This is a genomic window from Pseudomonas sp. RW407 (genome assembly GCF_003176655.1).
Taxonomy (GTDB): Bacteria; Pseudomonadota; Gammaproteobacteria; order Pseudomonadales; family Pseudomonadaceae; genus Pseudomonas; species Pseudomonas delhiensis.
In genome coordinates this window covers 1,310,046-1,325,808 of sequence record NZ_QGSL01000107.1, presented here as the reverse complement: position 1 = coordinate 1,325,808, position 15,763 = coordinate 1,310,046, and the positions used below count along the sequence as shown (strand labels likewise).

At 69.4% G+C, this 15,763-nt stretch carries 14 protein-coding genes; 6 read left to right on the top strand and 8 right to left on the bottom strand.

Features of this window, described 5'->3' with window-relative positions; translation table 11 throughout:
- The 4 genes from DK254_RS30170 to DK254_RS30155 form a co-directional block, all read right to left on the bottom strand.
- A partial coding sequence (locus DK254_RS30170; protein ID WP_371921203.1) for a YceK/YidQ family lipoprotein occupies nucleotides 1-313 on the bottom strand: 313 nt, incomplete at its 3' end.
- Between the two features lie 16 nt (nucleotides 314-329).
- Entirely contained in the window at nucleotides 330-959 is a 630-nt protein-coding gene (gene ubiX / locus DK254_RS30165) for a flavin prenyltransferase UbiX (protein WP_109936773.1), read from the bottom strand.
- 1 nt (nucleotide 960) lies between these two features.
- Nucleotides 961-2,313, bottom strand: coding sequence for a UDP-N-acetylmuramate:L-alanyl-gamma-D-glutamyl-meso-diaminopimelate ligase (gene mpl / locus DK254_RS30160; RefSeq protein ID WP_109936772.1), 1,353 nt, complete (start codon nucleotides 2,311-2,313; stop codon nucleotides 961-963).
- Nucleotides 2,314-2,577: 264 nt separating this feature from the next.
- Nucleotides 2,578-4,488, bottom strand: a complete 1,911-nt coding sequence (locus tag DK254_RS30155) for a sigma-54-dependent Fis family transcriptional regulator (protein ID WP_109936771.1) — start codon at nucleotides 4,486-4,488, stop codon at nucleotides 2,578-2,580.
- A 304-nt stretch (nucleotides 4,489-4,792) separates the two neighbouring features.
- Here DK254_RS30155 and DK254_RS30150 point away from each other — a divergent pair, with 304 nt between their 5' ends.
- On the top strand, nucleotides 4,793-6,313 hold the full coding sequence (locus DK254_RS30150; protein ID WP_109936770.1) for an aldehyde dehydrogenase family protein: 1,521 nt from the start codon (nucleotides 4,793-4,795) through the stop codon (nucleotides 6,311-6,313).
- A 53-nt stretch (nucleotides 6,314-6,366) separates the two neighbouring features.
- Here the strand turns inward: DK254_RS30150 and DK254_RS30145 are convergent, their stop codons facing one another.
- From DK254_RS30145 to DK254_RS30135, 3 genes are all read right to left on the bottom strand, one after another.
- Nucleotides 6,367-6,603: an MYXO-CTERM sorting domain-containing protein gene (locus DK254_RS30145; protein ID WP_109936769.1), complete on the bottom strand. Its 237-nt coding sequence runs from the start codon at nucleotides 6,601-6,603 to the stop codon at nucleotides 6,367-6,369.
- Nucleotides 6,603-7,088, bottom strand: a complete 486-nt coding sequence (locus tag DK254_RS30140; protein ID WP_109936768.1) for a hypothetical protein — start codon at nucleotides 7,086-7,088, stop codon at nucleotides 6,603-6,605. Before DK254_RS30140 ends, DK254_RS30145 begins: the two co-directional genes overlap by 1 nt.
- A gap of 379 nt (nucleotides 7,089-7,467) precedes the next feature.
- The gene (locus DK254_RS30135) at nucleotides 7,468-8,517 is read right to left on the bottom strand and encodes an AraC family transcriptional regulator (protein WP_109936767.1); all 1,050 of its coding nucleotides are present in this window, start codon (nucleotides 8,515-8,517) and stop codon (nucleotides 7,468-7,470) included.
- Nucleotides 8,518-8,797: 280 nt separating this feature from the next.
- On the opposite strand from DK254_RS30135, the gene eat reads away from it, so the two are divergent.
- The 5 genes from eat to DK254_RS30110 all read left to right on the top strand — a co-directional run bounded on the left by eat (nucleotide 8,798) and on the right by DK254_RS30110 (nucleotide 14,165).
- Nucleotides 8,798-10,162, top strand: a complete 1,365-nt coding sequence (gene eat, locus DK254_RS30130; RefSeq protein ID WP_109936766.1) for an ethanolamine permease — start codon at nucleotides 8,798-8,800, stop codon at nucleotides 10,160-10,162.
- A gap of 52 nt (nucleotides 10,163-10,214) precedes the next feature.
- On the top strand, nucleotides 10,215-11,609 hold the full coding sequence (locus DK254_RS30125) for an ethanolamine ammonia-lyase subunit EutB (RefSeq protein ID WP_109936765.1): 1,395 nt from the start codon (nucleotides 10,215-10,217) through the stop codon (nucleotides 11,607-11,609).
- Nucleotides 11,610-11,619: 10 nt separating this feature from the next.
- Nucleotides 11,620-12,432 carry an ethanolamine ammonia-lyase subunit EutC gene (gene eutC, locus DK254_RS30120; protein ID WP_109936764.1) on the top strand — a complete coding sequence of 271 codons (813 nt, stop codon included), beginning with the start codon at nucleotides 11,620-11,622 and terminating at the stop codon, nucleotides 12,430-12,432.
- Between the two features lie 285 nt (nucleotides 12,433-12,717).
- Complete coding sequence (locus DK254_RS30115; RefSeq protein WP_109936763.1) at nucleotides 12,718-13,182, top strand: N-acetyltransferase; 465 nt, start codon at nucleotides 12,718-12,720, stop codon at nucleotides 13,180-13,182.
- Nucleotides 13,183-13,274: 92 nt separating this feature from the next.
- Nucleotides 13,275-14,165 carry an ABC transporter substrate-binding protein gene (locus DK254_RS30110; RefSeq protein ID WP_109936762.1) on the top strand — a complete coding sequence of 297 codons (891 nt, stop codon included), beginning with the start codon at nucleotides 13,275-13,277 and terminating at the stop codon, nucleotides 14,163-14,165.
- Here the strand turns inward: DK254_RS30110 and DK254_RS30105 are convergent.
- Nucleotides 14,061-15,641, bottom strand: a complete 1,581-nt coding sequence (locus DK254_RS30105) for a protein kinase (RefSeq protein WP_109936761.1) — start codon at nucleotides 15,639-15,641, stop codon at nucleotides 14,061-14,063. The genes DK254_RS30110 and DK254_RS30105 overlap by 105 nt on opposite strands.
- Between the last annotated feature and the right edge of the window lie 122 nt (nucleotides 15,642-15,763).

Genomic DNA, 15,763 nt, shown 5'->3' with positions numbered 1-15,763 from the left:
GCGTCCGGCTCTTCGCTCTTGCCTGCAGCCTGCCGCCTGTAGCCTGCCGCCCTAGTTCCCCCCCCCATACCTGCAGTCCGATCCCCAGCTCCGCGGCGATCGACAGCGGCAGCAGCACGGTGTCCAGCAACGCGCTGCCCGGCAGGTCCAGGCGTGGGTAGGTTGGCGCCTCGGTGCCGTAGTGGTCCCGGGGACAGCAGCCGCCGTTGATGGAGTACCAGTCCAGCCGGGTGCCGGCGTAGATCAGCGGGGCGCCGGGCTTGTTGGCGTTGAGGGTCTTCACCGTGGCGCAGCCGCCCAGTTGCAGCAGCATCAGGGCGGCGAGGAGCTTATTCGTCACTGACAAGGTGGTGTTCGCCCCAGCGCGGCAGCATGTCCTGGGGGATGCCCAGTTGGTTGAGGATGCGCGCGACCACGAAGTCGACCAGGTCGTCGATGGTCTGCGGCTGGTGGTAGAAACCCGGCGCCGCCGGCAGGATCACCGCGCCCAGGTTGGACAGCTTGAGCATGTTCTCCAGGTGGATGCTGGAGAGCGGCGCCTCGCGCGGCACCAGGATCAGCTGGCGGCGCTCCTTGAGGGCGACGTCGGCGGCACGCTCGATCAGGTTGTTGCAGGCGCCGGTGGCGATCGCCGACAGCGTGCCGGTGGAACACGGCACCACCACCATGGCGCCGGGCGCGCCGGAGCCGGAGGCCACCGGGGCCATCCAGTCCTCCTTGCCGTACACGCGGATCTGCCCGGGGGCGGCACCGGTGTATTCGCTGAGGAAGGCCTGCATCGCCTGGGGCTTGCCCGGCAGGGTCACGTCGGTCTCGGTGGCCACGACCAGTTGCGCGGCCTTGGAGATCAGGAAGTGCACCTCGCGGTCTTCCTGCACCAGGCAGTCGAGCAGGCGCAGGCCGTACTGGGCGCCGGAGGCGCCGGTCATCGCCAGGGTGACGCGTTCGGCTCCCGCCATCTCAGTCCTCCAGGGCCTTGGCCAGCTTGCCGTGCAGGCCGCCGAAGCCGCCGTTGCTCATGATCACCACCTGGGTGCCCGGGGCGGCCACGGCCTTCACCCCGTCGATGATGGCGTCCAGGGAGTCGCACACCTGGGTCGGCACGGTCGAACCGGCCACTGTGGCGGCCAGGTCCCAGCCCAGGTTCGGCGGCGCGTACCAGAACACCCGGTCGGCCTGGGCCACGCTGTCGGCCAGGCCGTCGCGGTGGGCGCCCAGCTTCATGGAGTTGGAACGCGGCTCCACCACGGCGATCACCGGGGCGTCGCCGACGCGCTTGCGCAGGCCGTCGAGGGTGGTGGCGATGGCGGTCGGGTGGTGGGCGAAGTCGTCGTAGAGGGTCACGCCCTTCACTTCGGCGACCTTCTCCATGCGCCGCTTGACGCTCTTGAACGCCGACAGCGCGGCGCAGCCCAGCTCCGGCACCACGCCGACGTGGCGGGCGGCGGCCAGGCAGGCCAGGGCATTGGCGACGTTGTGCTGGCCGGTCAGCTCCCACTCCACGGTGCCCTGCGCGGCGCCGTCGAACAGCACCTCGAAGCGCGAGCCGTCGGCGCTGAGCAGGCGCGCCTGCCACTGGCCGCCCTCGCCGGTGGTCTGCACCGGCGTCCAGCAGCCCATGCCGATCACCCGCTTGAGCGCGGTTTCGTTTTCGGGGTGGATGATCAGGCCCTCGCCGGGGATGGTCCGCACCAGGTGGTGGAACTGCCGCTCGATGGCCGCGAGGTCCGGGAAGATGTCCGCGTGGTCGAATTCCAGGTTGTTCAGGATGGCGGTGCGCGGGCGGTAGTGGACGAACTTCGAGCGCTTGTCGAAGAAGGCGCTGTCGTACTCGTCGGCCTCCACCACGAAGAACGGCGTGCCGCCCAGGCGCGCGGAGACGCCGAAGTTCTGCGGCACGCCGCCGATCAGGAAGCCCGGGCTCATGCCGGCGTGCTCCAGCACCCAGGCCAGCATGCTGCTGGTGGTGGTCTTGCCGTGGGTACCGGCCGCGGCCAGCACCCAGCGCCCCTGCAGCACGTGGTCGGCCAGCCACTGCGGGCCGGAAACGTAGGGCAGGCCCTTGTTCAGCACGTGCTCCACCGCCGGGTTGCCGCGCGACAGGGCGTTGCCGATCACCACCAGGTCCGGCGCCGGCTCCAGGTGGGCGGGCTCGTAGCCCTGCATCAGTTCGATGCCCTGGGCCTGCAGCTGGGTGCTCATGGGCGGGTAGACGTTGGCGTCGGAACCGGTGACGCGGTGCCCCAGTTCCTTGGCCAGCACGGCCAGCGAGCCCATGAAGGTGCCGCAGATGCCGAGGATGTGGATATGCATGCAGACTCCTGCAATCAAGCCTGGGAAGGCGCTTCGAATGGGCGGCAGATTAGCACAGCGCCGGGTGCCGGCGGGGTGGCTGGATGCATCAGACGGCGCCATTCGCCGGGGGTTCCGCGCACGCTGGCGGTAGGCCCGGCGTAGGGCGAATAACCGTTCGCGGTTATCCGCCGACACACCCAACCCTCACCCGCCGCCAGGGTCGAACCCGGAGCCGCCTGGGGCCAAGGTCAAACGGCGTACAGCCGCGAACGGTTGTACGCCCTACGGCACGGAGCGGCTCAGGCCGTGGCGGCGCAACTTGCGGTACAGGGTATTGCGGCTGATGCCCAGTTGCTGCGCGGTGCGGCTCATGTGCCAGCGCTGCGCCTCCAGCACCGCCAGCAGGGCGCCGCGCTCGGCGTCGAGCAGGCTGTCGGTGGGCGCCTCCGCTTCGGATACCGGCTTGGGCTGCGCGGCGCGGCGGATGTCCACCGGCAGGTCGGCCAGGTGCACGCGGCCGCCTTCGCTGAGCGCCACCAGGGTGCGCAGCACGTTGCGCAGCTGGCGCACGTTGCCCGGCCAGGGGTGGCCGAGCAGTGCCTGGCGCACGTCCTCGTCGAGCACGATGGGCCGGCCCCGGGACTCCTCGGCGAGCAGTTGCGCCAGCAACTGCGGCCTGTCCTCGCGCTCGCGCAGGGGCGGCAGTTGCAGCACCAGGCCGTTGAGGCGGTAGTAGAGATCCTCGCGGAAGCTGCCGGCGGCCACCAGTTCATCCAGGTTGCGGTGGGTGGCGCTGATCAGGCGCAGGTCCACCGGTTGCGCCACGCCGTCGCCCAGGGGCACCACCTGGCGCTCTTCCAGCACGCGCAGCAGGCGCGTCTGCAGGGCCAGGGGCATGTCGCCGATCTCGTCGAGGAACAGGGTGCCGCCGTCGGCCTGCAGCAGCTTGCCGCGCATGCCTTCCTTGCGCGCGCCGGTGAAGCTGCCGCCGCGGTAGCCGAACAGCTCGCTCTCGATCAGGCTCTCCGGGATGGCCGCGCAGTTCAGCGCGACGAAGGCCTTGCCGGCGCGCTCGCCGGACTGGTGCACGGCCTTGGCGAAGGCCTCCTTGCCCGAGCCGGTCTCGCCGTGCAGCAGCAGCGGCACGTCGTGGGCGTAGACCTTGAGGGCGCGGCGGAAGTCCGCGGCCAGGCGCTCGTCGCCCAGGCACAGCCCCGGGGCGGCCGGCGCCGGGCGCGCCGCGGGCACCACCAGCGGCCGTGGCTCGCCACGCAATTGGGCATGGAACTGGCGCCCGGCATGGCTGCGCAGCGGCCAGCTGAGGCCGGCCTGGGTGCTGGCGCGGCCGAGCAGGTCGTCCAGGCGGATGTCGAAGCAGTCCTCCACGCAGCGGCCGAGCAGGCCGTCGCGCGGGCGGTCCAGCAGGTTCAGCGCGCCCTGGTTGGCGGCGAGGATGCGCCCGGCGCCGTCGAAGGCCACCAGGCCCTCGCTGAACAACCCGACGTACTCGGCCTGCAGGTGGAAGCGCAGCAGCCACTGGCCCTCGAAGCGGCGCAGGAAGTAGCAGCTCTCGATCATCTTCGCCGAGAGGTTGACCAGCGCCATGGTGTGGAACTGGCTCTGCCGCGACAGGTCGCGGCGCGCCGAGGACACGTCGAGCACCGCCAGCAGTTCGCCGTGGGGGTCGAACACTGGGCTCGCCGAGCAGGTCAGGCCGGTGTGCAGGCTGCGGAAATGTTCGTCGCGGTGGATGGTCAGGGCCTGGCGCTCGACCAGGCAGGTGCCGATGCCGTTGGTGCCCTCGCGGGCCTCGCTCCAGTCGGCGCCCAGCCACAGCCCGGCGTGTTCGAAGGTGGCGCGCTCGGCCTCGTCGCAGACGCGGTTGAGGATCACCCCGCGGGCGTCGGTGAGCAGCACCGCGTGGCCGGCGCCGGCGAGCTGCTGGCGCAGGCTGGTCATCTCGCCGCTGGCGATCTCCAGCACCTGCTGCAGGCCCTCGCGGCGCTCCAGCATACGCCGGTGCTCCAGCACCGTGGGCGGCAGGGTCTGCGCCGGGTCGAGGTGGTATTCCTCCAGGCAGCGCAGCCAGGAACGGGCGATGGACGGATCGGCGGCGGGGCCGCTGGCCGGTTGCTGCCCGCGGGCCACTGTCATGACCTGGCGGGCGTGGCGACTCATGGCGTTCGCACTCATTGTTATGGTTCTCCACGGAAGGGACGGCAGGCAGTCCCGGGGCGACCGTCCCCGCAGCATCGTCCAGTGCGCCGCGCAATGCAATGCCCCGGTGACCTGCCGGTCAGCCGCTGTGCCGGATGCGGTACAAACTGTCACCCCGGCCTGTACCGCCGTTGCCACACCGCCCGTCGGCGGCTGCCCGCCAGCCGACCACCGGCCCAGCAACCACGCGGTTCCCGCTGGCATGGCCCGGCCCTTGCTCTACGCTTGTCAGACCACAAACGCGTCCTCCCCAACAAGCACAAGAGCCAGGAGATCCACCATGCGTTACGCCCAACCCGGTAGCCAAGGTGCTGTCGTTTCCTTCAAGTCCCGCTACGGCAACTACATCGGTGGCGAGTTCGTACCCCCGGTCAATGGCCAGTACTTCGTCAACACCTCGCCGGTGAACGGCCAGCCGATCGCCGAGTTCCCCCGCTCCGACGCCGCCGACATCGACAAGGCCCTGGATGCCGCCCACGCCGCGGCCGACGCCTGGGGCCGCACCTCGGTGCAGGAGCGTTCGAACATCCTGCTGAAGATCGCCGACCGCATCGAACAGAACCTGGAAGTGCTGGCCGTCACCGAAACCTGGGACAACGGCAAGGCCGTGCGCGAGACGCTCAACGCCGACATCCCCCTGGCCGCCGACCACTTCCGCTACTTCGCCGGCTGCATCCGCGCCCAGGAAGGCTCCGCCGCCGAGATCAACGACACCACCGTGGCCTACCACATCCACGAGCCGCTGGGCGTGGTCGGGCAGATCATCCCGTGGAACTTCCCGCTGCTGATGGCCGCCTGGAAGCTGGCCCCGGCCCTGGCCGCCGGCAACTGCGTGGTGCTCAAGCCGGCCGAGCAGACGCCGCTGGGCATCTGCGTGCTGATGGAGATCATCGGCGACCTGCTGCCGCCGGGCGTGCTCAACGTCGTCCAGGGCTTCGGCAAGGAAGCCGGCGAGGCGCTGGCCACCAGCAAGCGCATCGCCAAGATCGCCTTCACCGGCTCCACCCCGGTGGGCTCGCACATCCTCGAGTGCGCGGCGAAGAACATCATCCCGTCCACCGTGGAACTGGGCGGCAAGAGCCCGAACATCTACTTCGAAGACATCATGCAGGCCGAGCCGTCCTTCATCGAGAAGGCCGCCGAGGGCCTGGTGCTGGCCTTCTTCAACCAGGGCGAGGTGTGCACCTGCCCGTCCCGCGCCCTGGTGCAGGAATCCATCTACCCGCAGTTCATGGAAGTGGTGATGAAGAAGGTCAAGGCGATCAAGCGCGGCGACCCGCTGGACACCGACACCATGGTCGGCGCCCAGGCCTCGCAGCAGCAGTTCGACAAGATCCTCTCCTACCTCGACATCGCCCAGAAGGAAGGCGCCGAGGTGCTGACCGGCGGCGCGGTGGAGAAACTCGAAGGCAGCCTGGCCACCGGCTACTACATCCAGCCGACGCTGCTCAAGGGCAACAACAAGATGCGCGTGTTCCAGGAGGAAATCTTCGGCCCGGTGGTGGGCGTCACCACCTTCAAGGACGAAGCCGAGGCCCTGGCCATCGCCAACGACACCGAATACGGCCTGGGCGCCGGCGTCTGGACCCGCGACATCAACCGCGCCTACCGCATGGGCCGCGGCATCAAGGCCGGCCGCGTGTGGACCAACTGCTACCACCTGTACCCGGCGCACGCCGCCTTCGGCGGCTACAAGAAATCCGGAGTGGGCCGCGAGACCCACAAGATGATGCTCGACCACTACCAGCAGACCAAGAACCTGCTGGTCAGCTACGACATCAACCCGCTGGGCTTCTTCTGATCCACCCGGGCTTCCGACTCTCTTCCTGCGCGGCCTTCGGGCCGCGCTTTTTTTCAGGCCTCGGCGCGCCTGCGGCGCAGGAGCAGGGAGCCGCCCAGGGCGATCAGCGCCAGAGCGGGAATGACACTGTCACCGCCATGGGACAGCCCCGTCGGCCACTGGAGAATGACTGCCCAACCGGCCAGGAAGCACCCACCTCCCAACCACCGGCGCAGCGTCCGGCGGTGAACCAAGTGATCGACCGAGACAATCAGGACGAGTGCCACGGCGTACTGGAGCATGTCGCTCATCAGTGGGAAGCCCCCGTCTTGAGCAACATGGACTGGGTAGACCGCTGCGGACCTATGCCACCACTCACTACGGCATCGACGCCGACAATCCGGTCGCCGATATGGTAGGTCGGCAGCCGATCGAACGCGAAACGCCTGCTTGCGGCCCCCATGGCCAATCCTGCGACGGGATGTATGCGCGAGCCGGCTGCCGTGGCGATCCCGGCAACGGCATTGGCGACACTGACTCTCTGGTGGTTCAAGGCGTCGGCCTGCTCCCGGCTCAAAGGTTCGGATACCAGCACGCTAAGCATGCAGAGCCGATCCCTCGCCTGCATGTAGTCGAAAACATCCAAGACAAACTCGGCTATGTCCTGATTCCAACGGAGCGTTCGATCGTAGTTCAACGAACGTAACCGGTTCCGCTCGGCAGCAACCAGTTGAACGATCATCAACGAGAAAACGATGCCATGCGCGTTTTGCGCCTGGCGGCATTCTATCTTCATGGACGGCGACCCGGCAGGTTTGCCCCGTATTCGGCGGCAGGTCGGCCAGATTCGGATTTGCCCTCGATCCGGACTATCGGACAACGGCCTGATTGGTCGCCTGAAAAGTCTCAGTTTCAAGTGTGTAGGGCGCATAACCGTTCGCGGTTATCCGCCGATGTCTCCCGCGCAGGAACCTGTCCGCCATGGATGGGAAATTCGCAGTCAACCTGTAGGAGCGGGCCCTGCCCGCGATTCGCGCGCAGGGCGCGCTCCTACATGGGGATGACGCGGGTGGCGCAGCGTAATCCGCGCCGGAATCTCCGGTTATCGCAGTCAAGGTCCTACTTTGCAGGCGTGCACGGCTTTTCGTAGGAGCGCGCCGGCGCGGCCGGGAAGATCAGGCCTCGTCGCTACGCCACTGCCGCGGGCTCACCCCGAACCAGCGGCGGAAGGCGCGGGAGAAGGCGCTGGTCTCGGAATAGCCCAGCAGCGGCGCCAGTTCGGAGATCGGCCGCTGGCGCTGGCGCAGGTAGTGCACCGCCAGTTCGCGGCGGGTGTTCTCCACCAGTTGGCTGAAGCTCAGCCCGGCCTCGCGCAGGCGCCGTTGCAGGCCGGCGGTGGTCAGTTCCAGGCGCTCGGCGATCAGTTCCAGCACCGGCTCGCCTTCGCTCAGGGCCAGGCGGATCTGGGTGCCGGCGTCTTCCAGCAGGTCCGGCCCACGGCTCTGCTCGCCGAGGCGGCGGATCACGTCCTGCACCAGGAACAGCAGGTTGGCGTCGCGCTCGGGCATCAGCCGGCCCTTGATGTCGGCCTTGGGCACCAGCAGCGAATTGCAGCCGCGCTGGAAGTGCACCGGCGCGCCGAAGACCCGCGCGTGCTCCTGCCAGTCCTCCGGGCGGGCGTGCTCGAAGCCCACCGCGCGCGGCGTCCAGTCCTGGCCCAGGGCGTGGCGCAGCAGGTTCAGCGCCATGCCCATGGTCAATTCGGCATCCTGCCGGCGGTCGAGGATGGCGCCGTGCTGCACCTGGTAGTCGAAGCGGTAGCACTCGCCGCAGTCCACCAGGCGGATCAGCGTGCTGTGCTGGTGGAAGGGGAAGGCCGAGGCGAAGTTGCGCAGGGCGTCCTCCAGGGTTTCCGAGCACAGCCCGACGTAGCCCAGCAGGCCGAGGGCACGGGGCTGGAACTGCTGCCCGTAGCGCAGGCCGAAGTTGTCGCAGCCGGACTGCCGCGCGGCCTCCTCCAGCACCTGGCAGTAGTTGGTCAGGGCCAGGCTCAGCGTGGGGTGGCGCAGGCGTTCGGGGTCGATGCCGGCGCGGCCGAAGACGCGGTCGATGTCGCCGCCCTGGGCAGTGATGAAGCCATCCAGTCCGCTGGCGGCGGCGGACAGCACGCCGAGGTTGCTCGCCGAGGGCATGGCGACTGCGCTGGAGAACAGGGACGGGTTCATGGGCACGCTCGTTATTGATCACTTATTCGACAAAACGACGAAGCAATTACCGTGCCTCGCCTCCAGGGCCCGCCAGCCCCCATCCCCGGGGTGTTTTCCTCGAAGACTTGCGTCATTCCCGTGCAGGCCCCGCGCCATCCTGGGGCGATGGGTAACACCCTGTTGCAAGTTGACCGCAGAGGCCGCACGCCGGGCTCCAGGGTCAAGTCCTGGACGACCTGCGTCGCTACCATCGAAGCCAGGCAACCCATCCACGCCCCCAGGGGCAGAGGAGTCCACAATGAGCGCATCACAACTAAAACCGACGCTGGGAACCTTGCACCTCTGGGGCCTGGCCGTGGGCCTGGTGATTTCCGGCGAATACTTCGGCTGGAGCTACGGCTGGGGCACCGCCGGCACCCTGGGCTTCCTGGTCACCACCCTGATGGTGGCCCTGATGTACACCTGCTTCATCTTCAGCTACACCGAGCTGACCACCGCCATCCCCCATGCCGGCGGGCCCTTCGCCTACAGCCTGCGGGCCTTCGGCAAGACCGGCGCGAGCATCGCCGGCATCGCCACCCTGATCGAGTTCGTCTTCGCCCCGCCGGCCATCGCCATGGCCATCGGCGCCTACCTCAACGTGCAGTTCCCGGCGCTGGACCCGAAATGGGCGGCCACCGGCGCCTACGCCATCTTCATGACGCTGAACATCCTCGGCGTGAGCATCGCCGCCACCTTCGAACTGGTGGTCACCGTGCTGGCCGTGGCCGAGCTGCTGGTGTTCATGGGCGTGGTGGCGCCGGGCTTCAGCTTCAGCAACTTCGTGCTCAACGGCTGGGCCGGCTCCAGTACCTTCAGCAGCGCGGCCATCGGCGGCATCTTCGCGGCGATCCCCTTCGCCATCTGGTTCTTCCTCGCCATCGAGGGCGCGGCCATGGCCGCCGAGGAAGCCAAGGACCCGAAACGCACCATCCCGCGCGCCTACATCGCCGGCATCCTGACCCTGGTGACCCTGGCCATCGGCGTGATGATCTTCGCCGGCGGCGTTGGCGACTGGCGCGCACTGTCGAACATCAACGACCCGCTGCCGCAGGCCATGAAGGCGGTGGTCGGCAACAACTCCACCTGGATGCACATGCTGGTGTGGATCGGCCTGTTCGGCCTGGTGGCCAGCTTCCACGGCATCATCCTCGGCTACTCGCGGCAGTTCTTCGCCCTCGCCCGCGCCGGCTTCCTGCCCGCAGGGCTGGCCAAGCTGTCGCGCTTCCAGACCCCGCACCGGGCCATCCTCGCCGGCGGCGTGGTGGGCATCGCGGCAATCTTCAGCGACAACCTGATCAGCCTGCAGGGCATGACACTGACCGCGGCGATGATCACCATGAGCGTATTCGGCGCCATCGTCATGTACATCATGAGCATGCTCAGCCTGTTCAAGCTGCGCCGCAGCGAGCCGCACCTGGAGCGCAGCTTCCGCGCCCCCGGCTACCCGGTGGTGCCGGGCATCGCCCTGGGCCTGGCGCTGGTCTGCCTGGCGGCCATGCTGTGGTACAACCAGGTGATCGCCATGGTATTCCTGGCGCTGATGCTGGCCGGCTACATCGGCTGCAACCTGGTCATCGCCGCGCGCCGTGGCGTGCCGGCGAGCTTCGCCAGCGAAGGCTGATCCACCCGCGCCGGGCCGCGAGGTCCGGCGCCGTTGAGCACAAGGAGTTCCCATGCCCGGATACGCCCACAGCGTCGGTGGCCAGACCTGGCGCTTCGACAGCCTCAAGGAGCTGATGGCCAAGGCCAGCCCGGCGCGCTCCGGCGACTGCCTGGCGGGCATCGCCGCGGCCAGCGACGCCGAGCGCGTGGCCGCGCAGATGGCCCTGGCCGAGGTGCCGCTCAAGCGCTTCCTCGACGAGGCGCTGGTGCCCTACGAAAGCGACGAGGTCACCCGCCTGATCATCGACGGCCACGACCGCGCCGCCTTCGCCCCGGTCAGCCACCTGACGGTGGGCGACTTCCGCGACTGGCTGCTCGGCGACGCCGCCGACGAAGCCAGCCTGCGCGCCCTGGCGCCGGGGCTGACGCCGGAAATGGCCGCGGCGGTGTCGAAGATCATGCGCGTGCAGGACCTGGTGCTGGTGGCGCAGAAGATCCGCGTGGTCACCCGCTTCCGCAACACCCTGGGCCTGCGCGGCCGGCTGTCCACCCGGCTGCAGCCCAACCACCCCACCGACGACCCCGCCGGCATCGCCGCCAGCGTCCTCGACGGCCTGCTCTACGGCAACGGCGACGCCATGCTCGGGATCAACCCGGCCACCGACAGCCTGCAATCCATCTGCACCCTGCTGGAGATGCTCGACGCCATCATCCAGCGCTACGAGATTCCCACCCAGTCCTGCGTGCTGACCCACGTCACCAGCTCCATCGAGGCGATCAACCGCGGCGCGCCGCTGGACCTGGTGTTCCAGTCCATCGCCGGCACCGAGGCGGCCAACGCCAGCTTCGGCGTGAGCCTGGCGGTGCTGCAGGAAGGCTACGAAGCGGGCCTGTCTCTCAAGCGTGGAACGCTGGGCGACAACCTCATGTACTTCGAGACCGGCCAGGGCAGCGCCCTCTCGGCCAACGCCCACCACGGCGTCGACCAGCAGACCTGCGAGGCCCGCGCCTACGCCGTGGCGCGGCACTTCAAGCCGTTCCTGGTGAACACCGTGGTCGGCTTCATCGGCCCGGAATACCTGTACAACGGCAAGCAGATCATCCGCGCCGGCCTGGAGGACCACTTCTGCGGCAAGCTGCTGGGCGTGCCCATGGGCTGCGACATCTGCTACACCAACCATGCCGAGGCCGACCAGGACGACATGGACATGCTGCTGACGCTGCTGGGCGTGGCCGGCATCAACTTCATCATGGGCATCCCCGGCTCCGACGACGTGATGCTCAACTACCAGACCACCTCCTTCCACGACGCCCTCTACGCCCGCCAGGCCCTGGGCCTGCGTCCGGCGCCGGAGTTCGAGCAGTGGCTGGAGCGGATGCACATCCTGCAACAACGCGAAGGCCGGGTGCGCCTGGCCGAGCAACTGCCGCCGGCGTTCCGCCCGGCCCTGGCGCAACTGAACTGAGGACGCGCGGATGAGCGAAGAGAAGTCCACCGCCACCCCCAACCCCTGGCAGGAACTGCGCCGCCTGACCCCCGCGCGCATCGCCCTGGGCCGCGCCGGCACCAGCCTGCCGACCCGCGCGCAACTGGATTTCCAGTTCGCCCACGCCCAGGCCCGCGACGCCGTGCACCTGCCCTTCGACCACGCCGGCCTGAGCGCCGCCCTGGCCGAACGCGGGCGCGAAAGCCTGCTGCTGCACAGCGCCGCCGCCGACCGCCACACCTACCTGCAGCGCCCGGACCTGGGCCGCCGCCTGGATGAAGACTCGGCAGCGCTGCTGCGCCGGCACACGCAGGCCAACCCGGCGGGCTACGACCTGGCCGTGGTGGTGGCCGACGGCCTCTCCGCCCTGGCCGTGCAGCGCCACGCCCTGCCCTTCCTGGAACGCCTGGAGGAAATGGCCGCGGCCGAGAACTGGAGCCTCTCGCCGGTGGCCCTGGTGCAACAGGGCCGCGTCGCGGTGGCGGACGAGGTCGGCGAACTGCTGAAGGCGAAGATGGTGGTCATCCTCATCGGCGAACGCCCCGGCCTCAGCTCGCCGGACAGCCTCGGCCTGTACTTCACCTGGGCGCCGAAGGTGGGCCTGAACGACGCCTACCGCAACTGCATCTCCAACGTCCGCCTGGAAGGCCTGAGCTATGGCATGGCCGCGCACCGCCTGCTGTACCTGATGCGCGAAGCCTGCCGCCGCCAGCTCTCGGGGGTGAACCTGAAGGACGAGGCGGAACTGCCGACGCTGGAAGGCCAGGGGCCGGGGGCCAACTTCCTGCTGGCCGGGCGCTGAGCCTCCGGGAGAGGGGCTGACTGGAACCGTAGGGCGAATAACCGTTCGCGGTTATCCGCCGCTGGCCCTGCCACCGGCGGGTCCGGCGTGGTCGGTGAGTCCAATCGCGGACGGAGTCCGCTCCTACGTCCGTGCTTCCCTGGAACCCTAAGGCGCCGCTCTCGATCAAACGCTCGCTTGGATTGCGCTTTCAACGATTTCTGGTGCAGCATCCAGGGCAGTGTTGTGCTGGCACAGCACCTGCATCGTGACAGCAGCCCATTCACCGAACGCAGAGATCCGCCCATGCGCATCGTGCAAGCCACCCTCGATCACCTCGACCTGCTCGCCCCGCTGTTCGTCAAGTACCGTGAGTTCTACGGGATGCTGCCCTACCCCGAATCCTCGCGGAAATTCCTGGAAAAGCGCCTGAAGCGCAAGGAGTCGGTGATCTACCTGGCCCTGCCGGACGATGGCGACGACCGCCTGCTGGGCTTCTGCCAGCTCTACCCGAGCTTCTCCTCGCTGTCGCTCAAGCGCGTGTGGATCCTCAACGACATCTACGTCGCCGAGGACGCCCGCCGTCAGTTGGTGGCCGACCACCTGCTGCAGCACGCCCGGCAGATGGCGCGGGAGACCAACGCCGTGCGCATGCGCGTGTCCACCAGCATCAACAACGAGGTGGCACAGAAGGTCTACGAGTCCATCGGCTTCCGCGAGGACACCGAGTTCAAGAACTATATCCTCCCGATCAGCGACGATCTCGTCTAAGCCAGGGGCGCATCACGCTAGCAATAGCGTAAAGCCAGCATTACAGTGAAGCATCGCACGTGCCGCCCGGCGTTCGGCGGCTAAGGGGCTCCATGGGCATTCCCCAGCGTCTACTGCGTCACTTCTCCGTGCTCCTGCTGTTCGGCCTGGGCACCGTCCAGGCCGATACCCTGCGCGTGGCCACCCTCGACTGGGAGCCCTACGTCGGCGCCGACCTGCCCGGCCAGGGCCTGGCCAGCCGCATCCTCGACGAGGCCCTGGCGCTCAACGGCGACCGCGCCGAACGGGTGTTCCTGCCCTGGCAACGGGCCCTCAACGAAACCCGCGAAGGCCGCTACGACGCCCTGATGCCGGCCTACCTGTCGGCCGACCGCAGCCGCGACTTCTACACCTCGATGCCGCTGCTGGATTCGCAGCTGGGCTTCTTCCACCGCCGCGACCACGCCATCGCCTACCGCGCCGGCGACCTGAACAGCCTGCGCCCCTACCGCATCGGCGTGGTGCGCGGCTACGTCAACCAGGCCGACTTCGACAACGCCGACTTCCTCACCAGGGAAGTGGTCAACAACGACTGGCAGAACCTGGAAAAGCTCCTGCGCGGGCGCCTCGACCTGGCGGTGGTGGACCGCTACACCGGCTACCACCTGCTGGCGCGCAATGCCCCGGCGCTGCGCGAACAGCTGGAATTCATCGAGCCGCCGCTGGAGATCAAGCCCCTCTACGTGCTGATTCCCAAGGCCCGCACCGGCGGCGAGGCGCTAGCCGCCAACCTCGACCGCGGCCTGCGCACGCTGCGCCAGAGCGGGCGCCTGCAGCAACTGATCGCCGACGCCCACCTGGAAACGGCCCAGGGCATCCGCGCCGTGGCCGAACACCCGCTAGCCGAGCAGGCACCAGGCGCTGGCGGCCACGACCGCGCCCGCGAAGGCGCCGACAACCGCCCAGCGGCGCCAACCCTGGACTGGCAGGCGAGCCTGCGCTAACCCGGCCTCCAGGGCCTGGACCAGTTCCGACAGCGCTTCGAAGCGGTTCTCCGGCTCCGGCGCCAGGGCCCGCGCCAGGCAGCCATCCCAGCCGGGCGGCACGGCCACCCCGAGGTCCGCCAGGGGTTGATAGCGCACCGCCGCCCCCGCCTCCGGCAGCGCCGGCTCCGGCCAGCGCCCGCTGGCCAGCCAGTAGGCGTAGGCAGCCACCACGAACTGCTCGGCGCGGCTATCCAGGGCGCCGCCCGCGCGCAGTTCCGGCGCCAGCGGCAACACGTCGGCCGGCAGCGCCTGGCGCGGGCAGCCCGGCACTGTCGCGGCCAGCTCCGGCAACAGCAGCAGGTGCCCGCGGTCGTCCACCACGATCTGCCTGGGGGAAATCCACAGCCCCTGCATGCCGCGCCGCTGCAGCGCCCGCAGGGCCTGCACCAGTTGCCGCAGCAGGCCCAGCAGCTCCGCCGGCGCCGGCTTGCGCCAGGCACCGCGCCAATCCGCCAGGCTGCGCCAGCGCCCCGCCGGCAGGGCGAACAGCTGGTAGGCATGCTGGCGCGGCGCGCGGGGCGACAGCACGTCGGGCAGGCTCGCCACCTTGCAGCCACGCAGCGCCCATTCGCGCAGCCAGAACGCCTGGTCGGCGGCCTGTGCAGCTGCCAGCAGCCAGGCCTCGCGGCCGTCCTCGTGGCGCACGCGGAACAGCCGCCCCTCGGGCCCGTAGGGGCAGGCCTCCAGCAGCCGCCAGCCCTCCAGCGCTATCCCCGGCCGCAGCACCGGCGGCGCCGGCCAGCCGGCGGGCACCGGCAGGCCCGGCTGCGCCGCCAGGCGCTCCGGCAGCACCAGCGCGGCGGCTCCCGGTGCCTGCAGGAGCGGCTCCAGCAGCGCCGGCAGCTCGACCTCGGCGGGCCGTCCAAGCCCCTCCAGCAGCGGCCGCCGATCGATCACCTCGAGCAGCGGCTGCGGCGCCATCAGCAAGGCCTCGCCCTCCTGCAGCGGCAGGTTGTGCTGGGTGAGCGGCAGCTCGGCCTGGGCGCCCAGGCTGCCATCCTCGCGGCCGGGCAGGCCCTGCAGCTCACCCGCGCGGTAACGCAGCAGGCCGATGTTTCCACAGCGCAGGAAATGCGCCTGCCCGCCCTGGACCAGCAGCACCCCCGCGGCCAGTTCGGCGCCCGGCCGGCCAGCCCGGGCGCGGCGGAAGTTCAGCATGTTCAGCGACGCCAGCACCTGGCGCACGGCCTGGGCCTCGGACCAGGTTTCGGGGGCGCAGGCGAAATCGGCGAAGAGCGCATCCAGCTGCGCCTCCAGCTCCCGCACCAGATTGGGGCAACCGCGCCCCCAGAGCATCCCCAGCATGAACACCGCCGGCCGCCCCTGGCGCCCGCCCAGCCACTCGGCGCGCACCCGCGCGGCCTGGGCCGGCAGGTCGGGCCCGGCACCAAGGGCGACACCGGGCAGGGGCGAATGGGCGGGATGCAGGGACATGGGGCGAGGTTCCGACAGGGATTTCCCCGGCGGGACTGCAGCCTTCATGCCGACGTGTAATATCCTGCAACCTGTCCTGGGCAGAGGCCCGCGACAAAGCGCCCCCCACTGCAACACGGGGG